This window comes from Streptococcus mitis, assembly GCF_009496155.1.
GTDB lineage: Bacteria > Bacillota > Bacilli > Lactobacillales > Streptococcaceae > Streptococcus > Streptococcus mitis_BQ.
This window is the reverse complement of record NZ_WIJP01000007.1, coordinates 115,197-132,942: the sequence shown is the minus strand read 5'-3', so window position 1 is coordinate 132,942 and position 17,746 is coordinate 115,197. Positions and strand designations below refer to the sequence as shown.

The 17,746-nt window shown below is 35.3% G+C and carries 13 protein-coding genes; all 13 read left to right on the top strand.

Going from position 1 to position 17,746, the window contains the following annotated elements; genetic code table 11:
- The coding region (locus GEZ84_RS05930; RefSeq protein ID WP_153223860.1) for an LPXTG cell wall anchor domain-containing protein at positions 1-625 on the top strand (625 nt) is incomplete at its 5' end.
- A gap of 154 nt (positions 626-779) precedes the next feature.
- Positions 780-2,876, top strand: a complete 2,097-nt coding sequence (locus GEZ84_RS05925; RefSeq protein WP_153223859.1) for a glycosyltransferase — start codon at positions 780-782, stop codon at positions 2,874-2,876.
- Positions 2,866-3,732 (top strand): DapH/DapD/GlmU-related protein, encoded by an 867-nt coding sequence (locus tag GEZ84_RS05920; protein ID WP_153223858.1) that lies wholly within the window; start codon positions 2,866-2,868, stop codon positions 3,730-3,732. The genes GEZ84_RS05925 and GEZ84_RS05920 overlap by 11 nt, the downstream gene beginning before the upstream one ends.
- A gap of 7 nt (positions 3,733-3,739) precedes the next feature.
- On the top strand, positions 3,740-4,615 hold the full coding sequence (locus GEZ84_RS05915) for a glycosyltransferase family 2 protein (protein ID WP_153223857.1): 876 nt from the start codon (positions 3,740-3,742) through the stop codon (positions 4,613-4,615).
- A gap of 27 nt (positions 4,616-4,642) precedes the next feature.
- Entirely contained in the window at positions 4,643-5,653 is a 1,011-nt protein-coding gene (locus tag GEZ84_RS05910) for a sugar transferase (protein ID WP_153223856.1), read from the top strand.
- 9 nt (positions 5,654-5,662) lie between these two features.
- Positions 5,663-8,101 carry an SP_1767 family glycosyltransferase gene (locus GEZ84_RS05905; protein WP_153223855.1) on the top strand — a complete coding sequence of 813 codons (2,439 nt, stop codon included), beginning with the start codon at positions 5,663-5,665 and terminating at the stop codon, positions 8,099-8,101.
- Positions 8,102-8,130: 29 nt separating this feature from the next.
- On the top strand, positions 8,131-9,360 hold the full coding sequence (locus GEZ84_RS05900; RefSeq protein ID WP_153223854.1) for a glycosyltransferase: 1,230 nt from the start codon (positions 8,131-8,133) through the stop codon (positions 9,358-9,360).
- On the top strand, positions 9,357-10,550 hold the full coding sequence (locus tag GEZ84_RS05895; RefSeq protein WP_153223853.1) for a glycosyltransferase family 8 protein: 1,194 nt from the start codon (positions 9,357-9,359) through the stop codon (positions 10,548-10,550). Before GEZ84_RS05900 ends, GEZ84_RS05895 begins: the two co-directional genes overlap by 4 nt.
- A gap of 65 nt (positions 10,551-10,615) precedes the next feature.
- Positions 10,616-11,833, top strand: a complete 1,218-nt coding sequence (gene secY2, locus GEZ84_RS05890) for an accessory Sec system protein translocase subunit SecY2 (protein ID WP_319946433.1) — start codon at positions 10,616-10,618, stop codon at positions 11,831-11,833.
- Positions 11,834-11,842: 9 nt separating this feature from the next.
- Positions 11,843-13,423, top strand: coding sequence for an accessory Sec system protein Asp1 (gene asp1 / locus GEZ84_RS05885; RefSeq protein ID WP_153223852.1), 1,581 nt, complete (start codon positions 11,843-11,845; stop codon positions 13,421-13,423).
- Positions 13,407-14,942, top strand: a complete 1,536-nt coding sequence (gene asp2 / locus GEZ84_RS05880) for an accessory Sec system protein Asp2 (RefSeq protein WP_153223851.1) — start codon at positions 13,407-13,409, stop codon at positions 14,940-14,942. Before asp1 ends, asp2 begins: the two co-directional genes overlap by 17 nt.
- Positions 14,939-15,379, top strand: a complete 441-nt coding sequence (gene asp3, locus GEZ84_RS05875) for an accessory Sec system protein Asp3 (protein WP_153223850.1) — start codon at positions 14,939-14,941, stop codon at positions 15,377-15,379. The genes asp2 and asp3 overlap by 4 nt, the downstream gene beginning before the upstream one ends.
- A complete protein-coding gene (gene secA2, locus GEZ84_RS05870) occupies positions 15,372-17,744 on the top strand; it encodes an accessory Sec system translocase SecA2 (protein WP_319946432.1) in 2,373 nt (790 codons plus the stop codon). Before asp3 ends, secA2 begins: the two co-directional genes overlap by 8 nt.
- Positions 17,745-17,746: the final 2 nt, after the last annotated feature.

The window sequence follows — 17,746 nt, the reverse complement described above, 5'->3', positions numbered from 1 at the left end:
GTCAACAAGTGCAAGCCAATCAGCAAGCACAAGCGCATCTGAGTCAGCGTCAACAAGTGCGAGCCAATCAGCAAGCACATCGGCATCTGAATCAGCGTCAACAAGTGCGTCTGCATCAGCAAGCACATCGGCATCTGAGTCAGCGTCAACAAGTGCGTCTGCATCAGCAAGCACAAGCGCATCTGAGTCAGCGTCAACAAGTGCGTCTGCATCAGCAAGCACAAGCGCATCTGAGTCAGCGTCAACAAGTGCGTCTGCATCAGCAAGCACATCGGCATCTGAATCAGCATCAACAAGTGCATCTGCATCAGCAAGCACATCGGCATCTGAATCAGCATCAACAAGTGCCTCAGCGTCAGCAAGCACAAGCGCATCTGAATCAGCATCAACAAGTGCGTCTGCATCAGCAAGCACAAGCGCATCTGAATCAGCATCAACAAGTGCCTCAGCATCAGCTGACGCAGCATCTTCTGAAACACCATCAGAATCAGCAGGTAAGTCAAGACAGCAATTGCCAAATACAGGTACAGAAGCTTCTAAGTCATCTGCACTCCTTGGAGCTTTGGCAGCTGTGACTGGTCTAGGTCTGATTGCGAAACGCCGTAAACGTGATGATGAAGAGTAATCAGATTAAAAATACATAGAAAGTATTATTATTTCGATCTATGAAGAATCCCTTGGATGAAAAATCATCCAGGGGATTTTTTAATATTAAAAGTGAATAGAAGGTGAAAAATAGCGTGAAAAATGTTATAATATTAGGAAAGGAGAATAGCTTCATGACCGAAAAAATTACGGTAATTGTACCCGTTTATAATGTTGAAAATTACCTAAATAAATGTTTGGATAGTCTGATTAACAAAACTTACAAAAATCTTGAAATTATTGTCATAAATGATGGTTCTACAGATAATTCGGGTGAAATTTGTCAAGAGTATGCACAAAAAGATAATCGAATTATCTATGTAGAACAAGAAAATGGTGGCCTATCTGATGCACGAAATGCAGGTTTAGAACGCATGACTGGCTCCTACGTAACTTTTGTTGATTCGGATGACTGGGTTGAGCCGGACTATGTAGAAGTTCTTCACAATAAATTAATTGGGTATCAAGCTGATATTGCGATTGGAAATTATTATTCTTACAATGAAGATGAGGCTATGTATTATTTTCATGTAAATAGTGAGTCTTATTATGAGAAATTGTACGATAATATTTCAATCTTTGAAAATTTATATGATGCAAAACAAATGAAGAGTTTTTCTTTAATATCTGCTTGGGGTAAACTCTATAAATCTGAGTTGTTTGATTATATCCGATTTGATAAAGGTAAACTTGGTGAAGATGGGTATATAAATCAAAAACTATATTTATTGGTTCAAAAAGTGATTTATATAAATCAAGGTCTTTACGCATATCGTCAGCGAAGTGGGAGTATTACAAAGACTTGGACAGAAAAGTGGATGCACGCCTTAGTTGATGCTATGTCTGAGCGTATTACTCTACTAGCTAATATGGGATATCCACTTGAGAAACACTTAGCAGCTTATCGTCAGATGTTGGAAGTCAGCATTGCGAACGGTCAAGCTAGTGGCTTATCTGATACAGCAACGTATAAAGAGTTTGAAATGAAAAGAACTCTTTTAAATCAGTTATCAGTACAGTCGCAAAAGGAAAAGAAAGCTATTGTCCTCGCAGCAAATTATGCCTATGTAGACCAAGTTTTAACGACTATCAAGTCTATTTGTTACCACAATCGCTCCATCCGTTTCTATTTGATTAATAGTGATTTTCCAAATGAATGGATGAAGCAATTAAATAAGCGCTTAGAGAAGTTTGATTCAGAAATTATCAATTGCCGAGTGACGTCTGAGCAAATTTCACGTTATAAAACGGATATTAGTTATACAGTGTTTTTACGCTATTTTGTAGCTGATTTCGTGAAAGAAGATAAGGCTCTATATGTGGACTGTGATTTAGTCATAACGAAAAATCTAGATGACTTGTTTGCTACTGATTTACAAGATTATCCTTTGGCTGCTGTTAGAGATTTCGGGGGAAGAGCCTATTTCGGTCGAGAAATCTTTAATGCAGGTGTTCTCTTGATTCATAATGCTTTTTGGAAGCAAGAGAATATGACTCAAAAGCTGATTGACCTAACTAATGAATGGCATGATAAGGTTGATCAGGCTGATCAGAGTATTTTAAATATGCTTTTTGAAAATAAATGGCTAGAATTGGACTTCGATTATAATCATATTGTCATTCATAAGCAGTTCACTGATTATCAGATTCCTGAAGGACAGGATTATCCTGCTATTATTCACTATCTTTCCCATAGAAAACCGTGGAAAGATTTGGCGGCCCAAACCTATCGCGATGTTTGGTGGTATTATCATGGTCTTGAATGGACAGAATTGGGACAAAATTATCACTTACATCCGCTACAGAAGTCTCATATCTATCCTATAAAAGAACCTTTTGCTTGTTTAATTTATACAGCTTCAGACCATATTGAACAAATTGAGACATTAATTCAATCCTTACCAGATATTCAGTTTAAGATAGCGGCTAGAGTAATGGTCAGTGATCGTTTGAAACAATTGTTGGTTTATCCAAATGTGACTATTTTTAATGGCATCCATTATTTGCTAGATGTAGATTCCGAACTGGTCGATACTTGTCAAGTTCTTTTAGATATTAATCATGGTGAAAAAACAGAGGAAATGTTAGATCAATTTTCAGAAAGAGGAAAGTTGATTTTGGCTTTTGAAAATACAAAATATCGTGAAGTTGGGCAGCTAACCTACAAAGTAGAACAAGTTCAGGAAATGATTGAGAAATTAAGAGAAGTGGAAGAAAAACATGGATTTTAAAGATTCGGTAAAGTTATTAGGAGATTTTCATCATATAGAGATCTCTCCCACCAGTACTATTGAATTAGGAACAGATGTTACATTTCGTTCATTTGTAAGTTTAGAAGTAGCTAATAATGCTAAATTAACACTAGGAAATAGAGTTTTCTTTAATGACCATTGTACGATTCGTTGTGGTAAAGAAATTGAAATTGGTAAGGATACCATGTTTGGAGATGGGGTAAGGATTTTTGACCATAATCATAAATACTCAAATTACCATATCGAAAAAATTCAATTTACTGCTGACAAAATAACGATAGGAAAAAATTGTTGGATTGGAACTAATGTTGTCATTTTAAAAGGGGTTACGATTGGAGATAATGTCATTATTGGAGCAAATGCTCTAATTTATAAAGATATACCAGCTAATTCTATCGTTACTTCTCAGGAGGATTTAAAAATCATTCCTAGGAACCAACACCAATTTCATGTTTTTACTTTAACAGCCTCAGACACTTTAGAAAACTTAGACTATCTTGTTCAAAATCTTCCTGAGGTAGCTTTCCATATAGCAGCTAAAACAAATATTTCGGATTATCTTGAAAGTTTCAATCGTTATGAGAACGTGAATATATACACAAATGTTCATCATGATGATATTATTGAGGATTTGTTGAAGAAATCAGATATTTATTTAGATATTAACCATTGGGGAGAGGTGGATGGTATTGTTAATAGAGCAATAGAACAGAATAAACCTGTCTATGCTTTTGAGAATACCAATCATGATTCAAGTGGATTTAGTAAAGTTTTTCGATCAGAAGATGCAAATGAAATGGTGACAGAGATAAAAAAATTTTTAGGAGAAAAGTGATTATAGTATGGGTAATGAATTAATCAGTATTGTAGTTCCAATCTACAACGTTGAGAATTATTTGCGAATGTGTTTGGATAGCATTCAGAATCAGACGTATCAAAATTTTGAGGTTTTATTAATCAATGATGGTTCTCCAGATAATTCAGTAGATATCTGTAGAGAATATGTTGCTAAAGATGCTCGTTTCCGTTACTTTGAAAAAGAAAATGGTGGATTATCTTCAGCAAGAAATTTTGGAATTGAACATTCAACAGGGGCATACGTTACTTTTGTAGATTCAGATGATTGGTTGGAACATGATGCTTTAGACCGACTATATGGTGCTTTGAAAAAAGAAAATGCAGATATTAGTATCGGGCGTTATAATTCTTATGATGAAACACGCTATGTATATATGACTTATGTTACGGAACCAGATGATTCTCTGGAGGTTATTGAAGGAAAAGCAATTATGGATAGGGAAGGTGTCGAAGAAGTCAGAAATGGGAACTGGACTGTAGCTGTCTTGAAGTTATTCAAAAGAGAGTTGTTACAAGATTCACCATTTCCTATAGGTAAAATTGCAGAGGATACTTACTGGACATGGAAGACACTTCTAAGAGCGTCGAAGGTAGTCTATTTGAATCGGTGTGTATACTGGTACCGTGTTGGTTTGACTGGTACTTTATCGAATACATGGAGCGAAAAGCGTATATATGATGAAATCGAAGCTAGGGAAGAGAAAATTGCTATTTTGGCAAGTTTAGGTTATGATTTGACCAATCATGTTTTGGTTTATAAAAATCGATTACAAAGAGTGATAGCGAAGTTAGAAGAACAAAATATGCAGTCTACGGAGATTTATAGACGAATGATGGAAAAATTGTCTTTACTTCCGTAAATGTTAATAAAAATGAGATAATACAATATGAAACTACATTTAACAAACTTATACGGTATGGCTGGTGATAGTACTGTTATTCTAGCCCAAAATGCCGTACAAAAAATAGCAAGTCAGCTAGGATTTAGAGAAGTTGGTATTTATTTTTACAATATTGCTTCAGACAGTCCATCCGAAATGAATAAGCGTATGGATGGCATTATGGCCAGTATCTCTATTGGTGATATCTTAGTTTTCCAATCTCCTACTTGGAATGGCTTTGAGTTTGACCGTATCTTTTTTGACAAATTAAAGGACATGCAAGTAAAGATTATTTGCTTTATTCATGATGTTGTTCCCCTCATGTTTGATAGTAACTATTATCTCATGAAAGAATACATGTATATGTATAATCTATCAGATGTTTTGATAGTACCGTCAGAGAGGATGAAAGCACGCCTGATTGAAGAAGGATTGACAACTAAGAAGATTCTCGTTCAAGGTATGTGGGATCATCCTCATGATTTATCCTTATACACTCCAACTTTTAAAAAAGAACTCTTTTTTGCTGGAAGTTTAGAGCGTTTTCCAGACTTACAAAATTGGTCTCAAGATACGCCTTTAAGAGTATTTTCAAATAAAGGAGAAGCGAGTTCCAATGCTAGAAATCTCAGTATCGAAGGATGGAAAAAAGATGAGGAACTATTGCTAGAATTATCAAAAGGTGGATTTGGCCTTGTCTGGGGAACTCATCAAAATGATGGAGAAAGTAATCAATACTATACCTTAAATATATCTCATAAGGTTAGTACCTATCTAACAGCTGGAATACCAGTTATTGTACCAAGTAGCTTGTCAACTGCTAAATTTGTAGTAGATCAAGGCTTGGGCTTTGTGGCAGACAGTCTAGAAGAGGTTCATGAGATAGTTGATAAAATGAATGTACAAGAATATCAAGATATGACGAATCGGATAAAAACCTTTAGTTATTTGTTAAAAGAGGGTTATTTCACTAAAAAGTTATTGGTAGATGCAATCTATCACTTAGGAATTGATTAAGAGAATAAGATGATTAAAACAATTGTATTAGCTGGTGATCGCAATTACACCACGCAGTTAGAAACAACCATAAAATCTATCCTATACCACAATCGAGATGTTAAAATTTATATTTTAAATCAAGATATTATGCCAGATTGGTTTCGCAAACCACGAAAAATAGCTCGCATGTTAGGTAGTGAGATTATCGATGTTAAACTACCTGAACAGACTGTATTTCAGAATTGGACAAAACAAGCTCACATTAGTTCGATTGCTTATGCTAGATGTTTTATCCCAGATTATATACAAGAAGATACGGCTCTGTATTTAGATTGTGACTTGCTTATCAATGATAAATTAGATAATCTATTTGAGCAGGATATAGAAGAACGTTATATCGCGGCGATTAGAGATGCAAATGGCCAAGGTTTTAATACTGGTGTCCTACTAATCAACAATAAAAAATGGCGTCAAGAAAAACTAAAAGAACGATTAATTGAACAGTCTATCCTAACAACGAAAGAAGTTGAAGAAGGTCGTTTTGAACATTTTAATGGTGATCAAACGATTTTCAATCAGGTCTTGCAAGATGATTGGTTAGAGCTAGGTAGAGCTTATAATTTACAAGTAGGACATGATGTGGTTGCTTTGTATAATAATTGGCAGGAACATCTAGCTTTTAATGACAAACCAGTGGTGATTCATTTTACGACCTACAGAAAGCCATGGACTACCTTGATAGCCAATCGTTATCGTGATTTATGGTGGGAATTCCATGATTTGGAATGGAGTCAGATTTTACAACACCATATAGGAGAGTTTGAACTTCTACCTCGTCTAGATAGAGAATTTTCGTGTTTAACTTTAACTAACTCCCAAGATTTAGAAGGAATAGAGGAGCTGGTTACAGCTCTACCAGATGTGGTATTTCATATTGCGGCTTGGACGGATATGGGAGATGAGCTAACAAAATTAGCTGTATATGATAATGTGAGATTGCACCCACAAATTGTTCCTCCTGTACTGGAAAAACTGAAAAGAAAAACGGATATTTATTTGGATATCCATCAGGGATTGGAAGTTGAAAGTATCTTGAAAGATGTTGATAAACTTGGGATTCCTATCCTAAGCTTTTCCAATACACAGCATGGAATGTATAACCAAATGGTATTTGACAAAGAAGATATCAATTTAATGATAGAAGCTATCAAAGACTATGCTAGCCATTCTCGGTTTTTAAAAGATTATAATCAGGGGACATTTCATTGCTTAATATTTACAGATACACAAGACATTGAACAATTAGACTATTTAGCTCAATATCTTCCACATGTTATTTTTGATGTCGCAGCCTGGACAGATATGGGGCCTAAGTTATATGAACTACAAAATAACTATCGAAATATTCGTTTACATCCAGCTATAACTATAGAAAAATTAGAACAATTAAAAGTAAGAATGGGATTGTATTTAGATATTAGCTGTGGTCATTCAACACATGATATTGTGAAGTCAGCTCATGAAATGAATAAAATCATTTTCTCTTTTGATAGTACCCAACATGGCTTCTTTGGACAACAGATATATTCTTCAAAATCACCTGAACGTATGGTGGAAGACATTGAAAATCTTATTTCTGGAACATTTCAAGCAAGAACACCAGCGATTATAGTTAAGGGTATTGATCAAACTCTAGATTATATAATAGAAAACCAATCTTCTATTATCCGTTTTGGAGATGGAGAGATGGATTTAATGTTAGGGAAATCTATTCCTTATCAAGTCTATGATGAGAATCTTGCCAGTCAGTTGAAAGAGATTATTGCTATTCAAAGTGATGAAAAATTAGTTATCGGATTACCAAATGTATTTGCTGATCGTTCTAATTTTACACCAGCAGCGGAAGCCTTCTGGAAGGGACATTTAGAACATCATTTAAAAGATTATGTAGAATTAGCTAGAGCAGATTGGTATGGGACTACATTTGTATCTCGACCATACATTGACTATGTGGATAAATCGCAATCATTTAGTCAATTTGAAAAATTAAAACAAATTTGGAAGAATGAGGACATTCTGATTGTAGAAGGAGTAACTTCTCGTTCAGGTGTAGGTAATGATTTATTTGATGGAGCAAATTCAATTAAGCGAATTATCTGTCCATCCCATAATGCTTATGCGCGTATAGAAGAGATTCAAGAAGCTGTATTACAGTATGCTGAAAATCGCCTTATTTTATGTATGCTTGGCCCTACAGCTAAAATTTTATCCTATAATCTTTTTAAGAAGGGATATCGGGTTCTAGATATTGGTCATATTGATTCAGAGTATGAATGGATGAAAATGGGAGTAGATACAAAGGTTAAATTGCATCACAAGCATACTGCGGAACATAATTTTGATCAAGATATTGAATTTATAGAAGATGAGGCATATAATAGTCAAGTGCTCACTGTCTTATCGTAATGAATTACCTTAAACTTAAAGGAGATAAAATGTTAGAAGATAAAAAAGCTGTAGTTTTTGCAGGAGACTATGGATATATTAGACAGATTGAAACTGCCTTGAAATCTTTGTGTTATCACAATAGTGGTTTGAAAGTTTATATTTTCAATCAAGACATTCCTCAAGAGTGGTTTCGTTTCTTACGGCCAAAATTACAAGAAATAGGAAGCGACTTGATTGATTGTAAGTTAATTGGTCCCCAATTTCAAATGAACTGGTCAAATAAATTGCCTCATATCAATCATATGACCTTTGCACGCTATTTTATACCAGATTTTGTAACAGAAGATAAAGCTCTCTATCTAGATAGTGATTTGATTGTAACTGGTGATTTGACCGATTTGTTTGAACTAGATTTAGGTGAAAATTATCTGGCAGCAGCACGTTCTTGTTTTGGAGTAGGAGTTGGCTTTAACGCTGGTGTTCTTTTAATCAATAATAAAAAATGGAAATCTAAAAATATTCGACAAAAATTGATTGAATTAACAGAAAAGGAACATGAAAATGTGGCAGAAGGAGATCAGTCTATTTTGAATATGCTTTTTCATGATAGTTATAAAAATTTAGATTGGAATTACAATTTTCAAATAGGATTTGACTATGGTGCTGCAGCACATAATCATGAATTTATTTTTCAGATTTCATTAAATCCGCTACCGACAATTTTACACTTCTTATCTCAAGATAAACCTTGGAACCAGTTTTCAGTAGGTAGATTAAGGGAAGTTTGGTGGCATTATAACTTACTCGAGTGGTCTGAAATACTTAAACGTTGGAGAAAACAAGGTCTTTGCTACACTGTTGATAAATATCTTCCAAAATTCCATTGTTTCAATTTAACTAATTCTTGGAATATTGAAAAGATTGATTATCTTATTCAGAAATTACCAGATGTTCATTTTCATCTTGCTGCATTTACAAATATGTCAGGTGAGTTAGTTTCTCTTTCTCGTTTTCAAAATGTAACTTTATATCCCAATATATTGCCTCTTTTAGTAGAGAAAATAGTAGAGAAATCAGACTTATATTTAGACATTAACCACGATGGGAAAATGGAGACAGTTTATGAGTATATAAAAAAATATCAAAAACCAATGCTAACATTTGATAATACGTATTACTCTAATATACCTGAAGGAGATTATGCTGGTATTTGCCAGCATGATTTACCTGATGAAATGGTGGAAATGATTAAGAGGTTTATGAAAGGAAAATCATGAGAAAATCAATTGTTTTAGCAGCGGATAATGCTTATTTAGTTCAATTAGAGACGACAATTAAGTCGATTCTTTGTCATAATACAGAAGTTGATTTTTATATTTTAAATAGTGATATAGCACCAGAATGGTTTAAGTTATTAGTTCCTAAATTAAAACATTTTGATTCCAGTATTAAGAATATTCATTTGGATTCTAATGATTTTAAAGACTTTAAAACAGCGACTCATATAAATTACGCCACATTTTATAGATTTTTAATCCCTAATATTGTTGGAGAAAGTAGAGCTTTATATCTTGACTGTGATTTGATTGTGAGTGGTGATTTAAGCCCTTTGTTTGAATTAGATTTTAATGGCTATCCTATAGCAGCAGTACAGGATAACTACGGATGGGAGTTATCTATTAATGGTTTTAATGCTGGTGTCTTATTAATCAATAATGATATGTGGAGAGAACAAAATATCACACATGACTTATTGGTATTGACAGAAGAAAAGCAAGATCAGGTTCAAATGGCAGATCAAAGTATCTTAAATATTTATTTCGAGAACAGATGGTTGCAATTAGATTATAAGTTTAATTACTTAACAGGTTTAGATTTTTTACATCCATCAGGGGATTTAGAAAATTTAAACGAGAAATGGCCGGTAATTACACATTTTGCAAGTAAAGATAAACCTTGGAACACTTATAGTGTATCGCGACTTCGAGAACTGTGGTGGATGTATAGAGATTTAGATTGGTCTGAGATTATATCAGGAAAAGCAAATCTTAATTATTTTGAACGTAGTAACCAATCTAAAAAGAATGCTTTTATTGCAACATGGGTTTTAGAAGTAGAGCATTTAGAATATTTAATAAAGTCTTTACCAGAATGGCATTTCCATATTGGAGCGCCAGTATATTGTGCTCCTGCTCTAACTAATTTATCAGTTTATGAAAACGTGACTTTGTATCAGAGTATCATTCATAATAGGATTGAATGGATATTAGATGATACAACAGTCTATTTAGATATTAATCATGGAGCAGAGGTTTTGGATGTCTTATCCAAGGCCAGAGATAGAGGGATAAAAATATTTACTTTTGATAATACTAGGAAATTCTTAGATGATAGTATTTACAGTGGTATTTTCTCTGTAGATAGACCTGACGAAATGGTTAAAGCTATAAAGAGTTTGGAAAACTAGTCTTAAGTCGAGTACAAATTTTAACTATAGCGAAATTCAAATCAAGATTTAATAAGGAGTATTTCGTGAAAAAAATTTATTCATCAATAGCAGTAAAAAAGGGATTGATAACTTTGTTTCTGTTGTTTATCTATATATTAGGAAGCCGAATTACTCTTCCTTTTGTTGACTTGAATAGTAGGGACTTTTTAGGTGGATCAACGGCCTATTTGGCGTTTTCAACCGCCCTTTTAGGAGGAAATCTGAGAAGTCTATCTCTATTTTCTATAGGCCTTTCACCATGGATGTCATCAATGATTCTATGGCAGTTACTCTCTTTTTCTAAGAAATTAAATATTTCTTCAGGGGCAGTAGAAGTTCAAGATAGAAGAAAGATGTATTTAACACTGGTTATTGCTTTGATTCAATCTTTAGCGCTCTCGTTGAATCTACCGATTCAACATCATTATTCATCGCTTTTGGTAACTGTGTTGAATACCATATTATTAATAGCAGGAGCCTTCTTCCTAGTATGGTTATCAGATTTAAACGCTCAACTTGGAGTAGGTGGCTCGGTGGTCATTTTACTGTCTAGTATTGTTTTAAATATTCCACAAGATATTTTAAGTACATTTCAGCTTGTTCGAATTTCTATGGGAATAATGATATTGATTGCATTGAGCAGTATTGTATTGACCTATATGATGGTGATCATGTATAGAGCGCGTTATCGTATACCAGTTCATAAAATTGGCTTACGTAGCCGGTTTAAGCGTTATTCTTATTTTGAAATAATGTTAAATCCTGCTGGTGGTATGCCATTTATGTATGTGATGAGTTTTTTAAGTTTGCCTACCTATATCTTTTTACTATTACAGACTCTCTTCCCTCATACTTCAGTTTTCTCTGAACTATCAGCTCAATATGGAGTCGGAAAACCATTATGGATTTACTCATACATTGCCATGATTTTTTTATTTAGTATTGCTTTTGCTTTTGTCAATATGAGTGGAGACCAAATATCTGATCGTATGAAGAAATCAGGGGAGTATATATATGGAGTTTATCCAGGTGAGGAAACAAGTCGTTTTATTAATCGATTAGTGTTGCGCTTTTCGATTATAGGAGGAATCTTTAATGTTTTGATGGCAGGTACTCCAATGTTATTTGTTTTATCTGATGAAAATTTATTGAGAATTGCTATGATTCCAGGTTTATTTATGATGTTTGGAGGTATGATTTTTACAATCAAAGATGAAATGAAGGCTTTGAGACTAAATGAAACCTATAAACCCTTGATTTAGGAGGCTTTTATGTATTATTTTATTCCAGCTTGGTATGGTTCAAACCGTCAATGGCACGCGGATGTAACTCCATGGTATTATTCTTCTTTTAGATTTGAATTTGATGATACTTTTAATCAGATTAGGCTTTTTCAAAGACAAGAGATAGCATCTCGACTATTAGTCTTGTCCTATCAGCCACATTTACGTTATTTTTTACATAGACATGGTGTCTTAGAGACAGAAGTCTATTCTATCTTTGATGACATGCAAGACTTGCATGATATACACACCCAGGTTCTTAATTTGAGAGATATAGAGTGGGATAGTGATTGCCAGTTTCTGTATAGTCCATTTGCAATAGTAGTTCAAAAAAATGGTAAAAAGTATGCAAAGGTCGAACATGGCGTAGAAGGATTTATCAGTGATATCCAATATTTTGATGATAGTGGTCATATAAGTAAGCACTACATCATGGATGATCGTGGGTTTGTATCAAGTGTCATTTATTTTGATAATGGACAGCCTACCTATCAAGACTATTTAGATCCTAAAGGTATTTGGAGATTTAGGGAGCATTTAAACGAGGGAGGACGAGTAGAGGTAAATCCAATATTTGGTTATCGTTTTAAACAGCTTCACTACACTGATATGAGTCAACTAATCGCAGAATATTTTGATAAATATCTGCAAAAGCAACAGAAGAAACAGGATATTTTCATCATCCCTTCTCATCCTCATCATGACCAATTTGTCTTAAATTGCTTACCTAGTGCCAATCCTAAACTGTTGAGTCTTTTCATTAATCGGAATGCTCAAGCTAGTTTTAAAGACTTAGCTCTGTCATTTGATCAGGCAAATATAGTCTTAGTAGATAGGGAAGATAGTTTACAACTTTTGCAGGAACTATATCCTAAACTATCAGATAAGTTTTATCATCTCTCTCCTTTTGATACGCGTTTGCGACTAGGGAGAAGTCAGACTCGAAAAGAATCAATACTTTACTATCAATTAGATTTTTCTCAAGGAATTGATAGACAAGCCCTATTTCAGGTTTTATCATTTATTGCTGAAACAAAAAATACAGAAGTCATTTTTGGAGCTTTTTCTGCTAGTCAGGAACAAATGGAGGAAGTGGAATCACTTGTCAACGAAATCATTCAGGAACAAATCCATACGGATAGTTTAGAAAAAGGAGTGGACTACGGTGGGGCAGAGAATCCTTTAGAAGAAAATCAAGAGCAGGAACTACGTTTTCAATTTATCAACATGAATGATGAATTGGATCTGATTAAGACGCTCGAGTTTGTTCGTTTGATTGTGGATTTGAATAAACAACCCCACCTCTATACTCAAATCGCAGGTATTAGTGCGGGAATTCCTCAGATTAATCAGTTCGAAACCGTCTATGTGGAACATTTGAAAAATGGTTACTTGATTTCAGATGTGACAGAATTTTCCAAGGCTGCACATTATTATACAGATAAACTAAAAGAATGGAATCAAGCATTAGTATACTCTATTGATAAAATCAAAGAACATACTGGACAACGATTCTTAGATAAATTGCATCACTGGATTGAGGAGGTTACTGATGTCAAAGGACTATAAAATCCTACAGATAGGGCTTGATAATTGGGCTCATCATTATGAAATTCCTGAAAATATGGATTGGTATTATTTTTGTCCCAACTCACCGCTAGCCCTTCGTAAAATGATGGAAATGGATAGCATCATAAATTTTCATGCAATTTTGATTGAGGATGGTCAGTATATAAGGGATTTATTGCCATTTATTCACCATATTGAACCTTATACTTTGTTTTATAATCAAGAGTTTAAAACGACAGATTTGGGTATTCTTGATTGCTTAAAAAAGCGTTGTGCTCAGGCTGTAGATTTCTCAGATCCCCAGCAATTAATCAATGATTTATCAACTTCTCTCTTTGGTGGGGGATATGGAGATAAATTATTTCCATCTAGTATCCAAATTCATCCATCTTTTGAAGGTTCTATTGCCTATCAAGGATTTGAGCATGTGACCTTAGAAGGACATTTTGGAGATGATTTCCAACAACTGGCTTACTGGTCTAATAATTTTATGGTGTATAAAGATTTGCCTATAGAGTTATGGTTAGAGTATGAAAAACAAGGAGATTGTGAATTTCGGCTAGTGGTTCGCAAGATATGGAATGGTTCAGTGGATGAATTTTTTGAAGAGGAAGTTTATTTAGAAGCTGATTTAGAAAAAGCTATAATTATGGATAGTAAAGAGGCTAATTATTTGATATATATATCGATTGAAGGACGTGGTGAAGGCAAACTTCAATTAGGAAATCTTCACCAGCGCTGGAGTCGCAAACAATTCGGGAAGTTTGTTTTAGGTGGGAATATCCTACATGATAGTAAGCGTGATGAAATTAACTACTTTTTCCATCCGGGAGATTTCAAGCCCCCTTTAGCTGTTTATTTTGCAGGTTTTCGTCCTGCCGAGGGATTCGAGGGATATTGGATGATGAAAAATCTAGGATGTCCTTTTCTTCTATTTTCGGATCCTCGTATTGAAGGTGGTGCCTTTTACCTGGGGAGCGAAGAATTAGAGAATAAGGTTAAGGAAACCATTCAATATTATTTGGACTATCTTGGTTTGACATCTAAAGATTTGATTTTATCAGGTCTTTCTATGGGAACTTTTCCATCGCTCTACTATGGATCCGCTTTTGAGCCACGTGCAGTTATTGTCGGTAAGCCATTAGCTAATATTGGGACTATTGCAAGACGAGGGCGTTTAGAGGCACCAGGAGTATTTAATACAGGATTTGATGTTCTGAGACATCAGACTGGTGGAGTTAGTTACCAACACATGGAAGATTTGGATCAACGTTTTTGGAATGCTTTTAAAAAGGCAGATTTTACACAGACAACTTTTGGTCTTTCCTATATGAAGGATGAAGATATGGATAGCGAAGCCTACGATCAGTTAGTAGAACATCTTTGTTATACAGGTGCTAAAATTTTATCTAAAGGTACAGATGGACGACATAATGATGATACAGATACCAATGTTGCTTGGTTTCTACATTTTTACCGTATGATTTTGAAATCAGATTTTGGAAGGTTGGACAAATGATTATCAATCAGAGAACAGACATTAAGTGGGGAGAAGTAGGGGGGACATTTATGTATGGTAGTAAGGTAACCTATTATGAAGACAAACATATTAGTCTCTATAATCCCTTAGTGACATCAGGAGAAACCTTAAAAACTTGGTTTTCTAGTGTAAACTATCAAGCCTTCAGAACTCAGCCCAGTCTCCCTTTGCTGAAGAGAAAACAGGATTATCAATTATGTATGAATTATGAATGTCATCCTACCAATGGAGTCTATACAAAGATTGCCTTTTTTGATAGATATGGGGATGTGATTGAAGAGAAAATTGAAAAAATGAAAGTCTTTGATTTTACCTATCCTGATGGTACCTATACCTACCAAGTCTCTCTTCTAAGTGCTGGTTTTGAATCCTTAGATTTCTATTCTTTTTCAATTAAGGAGTTAAATCGTGTTTAAAGTTTTTTATCAAGATTTTCAACTTCGGAAAGTCAAACGGATTTTAAAAAAAATCAATGCCCTTCAAGGAAATATGTCCTCTCTATCAGACCAAGAATTAGCGGCAAAAACAGTGGAGTTTCGCCAACGTCTTGCTAAAGGAGAGACGGTAGATGATCTTCTAGTGGAAGCTTTTGCAGTTGTTCGTGAAGCAGATAAACGTGTATTAGGAATGTTTCCTTATGATGTCCAAGTTATGGGTGGGATTGTTATCCATCAGGGAAATGTCGCTGAGATGAATACAGGTGAGGGGAAAACCTTGACAGCTACTATGCCTGTATATCTTAATGCCCTGACAGGAAAAGGAACTATGCTGATTACCACCAATGACTATCTAGCTAAACGCGATGCCGAGGAGATGGGACAAGTTTACCGCTTTTTAGGCTTGACAATTGGAATACCTTTTACAGATGATCCAAAAGAGGAATTGACGTCAGAAGAGAAAAAAAGAATTTATGCATCAGACATCATCTATACAACTAATAGCAATTTAGGTTTTGATTATTTAAATGATAATCTGGCCTCAAATGAGGAAGGAAAATTTTTACGTCCTTTTGATTATGTCATTATTGACGAGATTGATGATATCTTGTTGGATAGTGCCCAGACACCTCTTATCATTGCAGGTGCTCCCCGTGTTCAGTCTAATCACTACGGTATTATTGATACGCTGGTAACGACTTTGGTAGAAGGAGAGGACTATATCTTTAAAGAGGAAAAGGATGAAATCTGGCTCACTACCAAGGGGGCTAAAACTGCTGAAAGCTTCTTAGGAATAGATCATTTTTACAAGGAAGAACATGCGGTTTTTGCTCGCCATTTAGTGTATGCGATTCGAGCCCATAAACTCTTTACCAAAGATAAAGACTATGTCATTCGTGGGGATGAAATGGTACTGGTAGATAAGGGAACAGGTCGTCTAATGGAGATGACTAAACTACAGGGAGGTCTCCATCAGGCTATTGAAGCCAAGGAACATGTCAAATTATCTCCAGAAACGAGGGCTATGGCTTCTGTCACCTATCAGAGTCTTTTTAAAATGTTCAATAAGATATCTGGTATGACAGGGACAGGTAAGGTTGCAGAAAAAGAGTTTATTGAAACTTACAATATGTCGGTAGTGCGCATTCCAACCAATCGTCCTAGACAACGGATTGACTATCCAGATAATCTCTACGTCACTTTACCTGAAAAAGTGTATGCGTCCTTGGAGTACATCAAAGAATATCATGCCAAGGGGAATCCCTTACTCGTTTTTGTTGGCTCGGTTGAAATGTCTCAGCTTTATTCGTCACTCTTGCTCCGAGAGGGAATTGCTCATAATGTCCTAAATGCTAATAATGCAGCGCGTGAGGCCCAGATTATCTCTGAGTCAGGTCAAATGGGAGCTGTGACAGTGGCTACCTCTATGGCAGGGCGTGGTACGGATATTAAGCTTGGTAAGGGAGTTGCAGAACTTGGTGGCTTGATTGTTATTGGGACTGAGCGGATGGAAAGTCAACGAATTGACCTGCAAATTCGTGGTCGTTCTGGTCGCCAAGGAGATCCCGGGATGAGTAAGTTTTTTGTATCCTTGGAGGACGATGTTATCAAGAAATTTGGTCCATCTTGGGTTCATAAAAAGTACAAAGACTATCAGGTTCAAGATATGACTCAACCAGAAGTACTGAAAGGTCGTAAATACCGAAGGCTAGTCGAAAAGGCTCAACATGCCAGTGATAGTGCTGGACGTTCGGCGCGTCGTCAGACTCTAGAATATGCTGAAAGTATGAATATTCAACGGGATATGATTTACAAGGAGCGTAATCGTCTAATAGATGGTTCTCGTGACTTAGAGGATGTTGTAGAGGAAATCATTGCTAGTTATATAGATCAAGTGACCTCTTCAAATTATGAAAGCCGAGAGTTACTCTTCCATTTTCTTGTGACCAATATTAGTTTTCACATTAAAGAGGTTCCAGATCATATAGATGTGACTGACAAGACTGCAGTTCGTAGCTTTATGAAGCAGGTGATTGATAAAGAACTTTCTGAAAAGAAAGAATTGCTTGAGCAACATGGCTTGTATGAACAGTTTTTACGCCTCTCACTACTTAAAGCCATTGATGACAATTGGGTTGAGCAGGTAGACTATCTACAACAGTTATCTATGGCTATCGGTGGTCAGTCTGCTAGTCAGAAAAACCCAATTGTAGAGTACTATCAAGAAGCTTATGCTGGCTTTGAAGCTATGAAAGAACAAATCCGTGCGGATATGGTGCGTAATCTCCTGATGGGCTTAGTTGAAGTCACTCCTAAGGGTGAGATTATGACTCATTTCCCATAAAA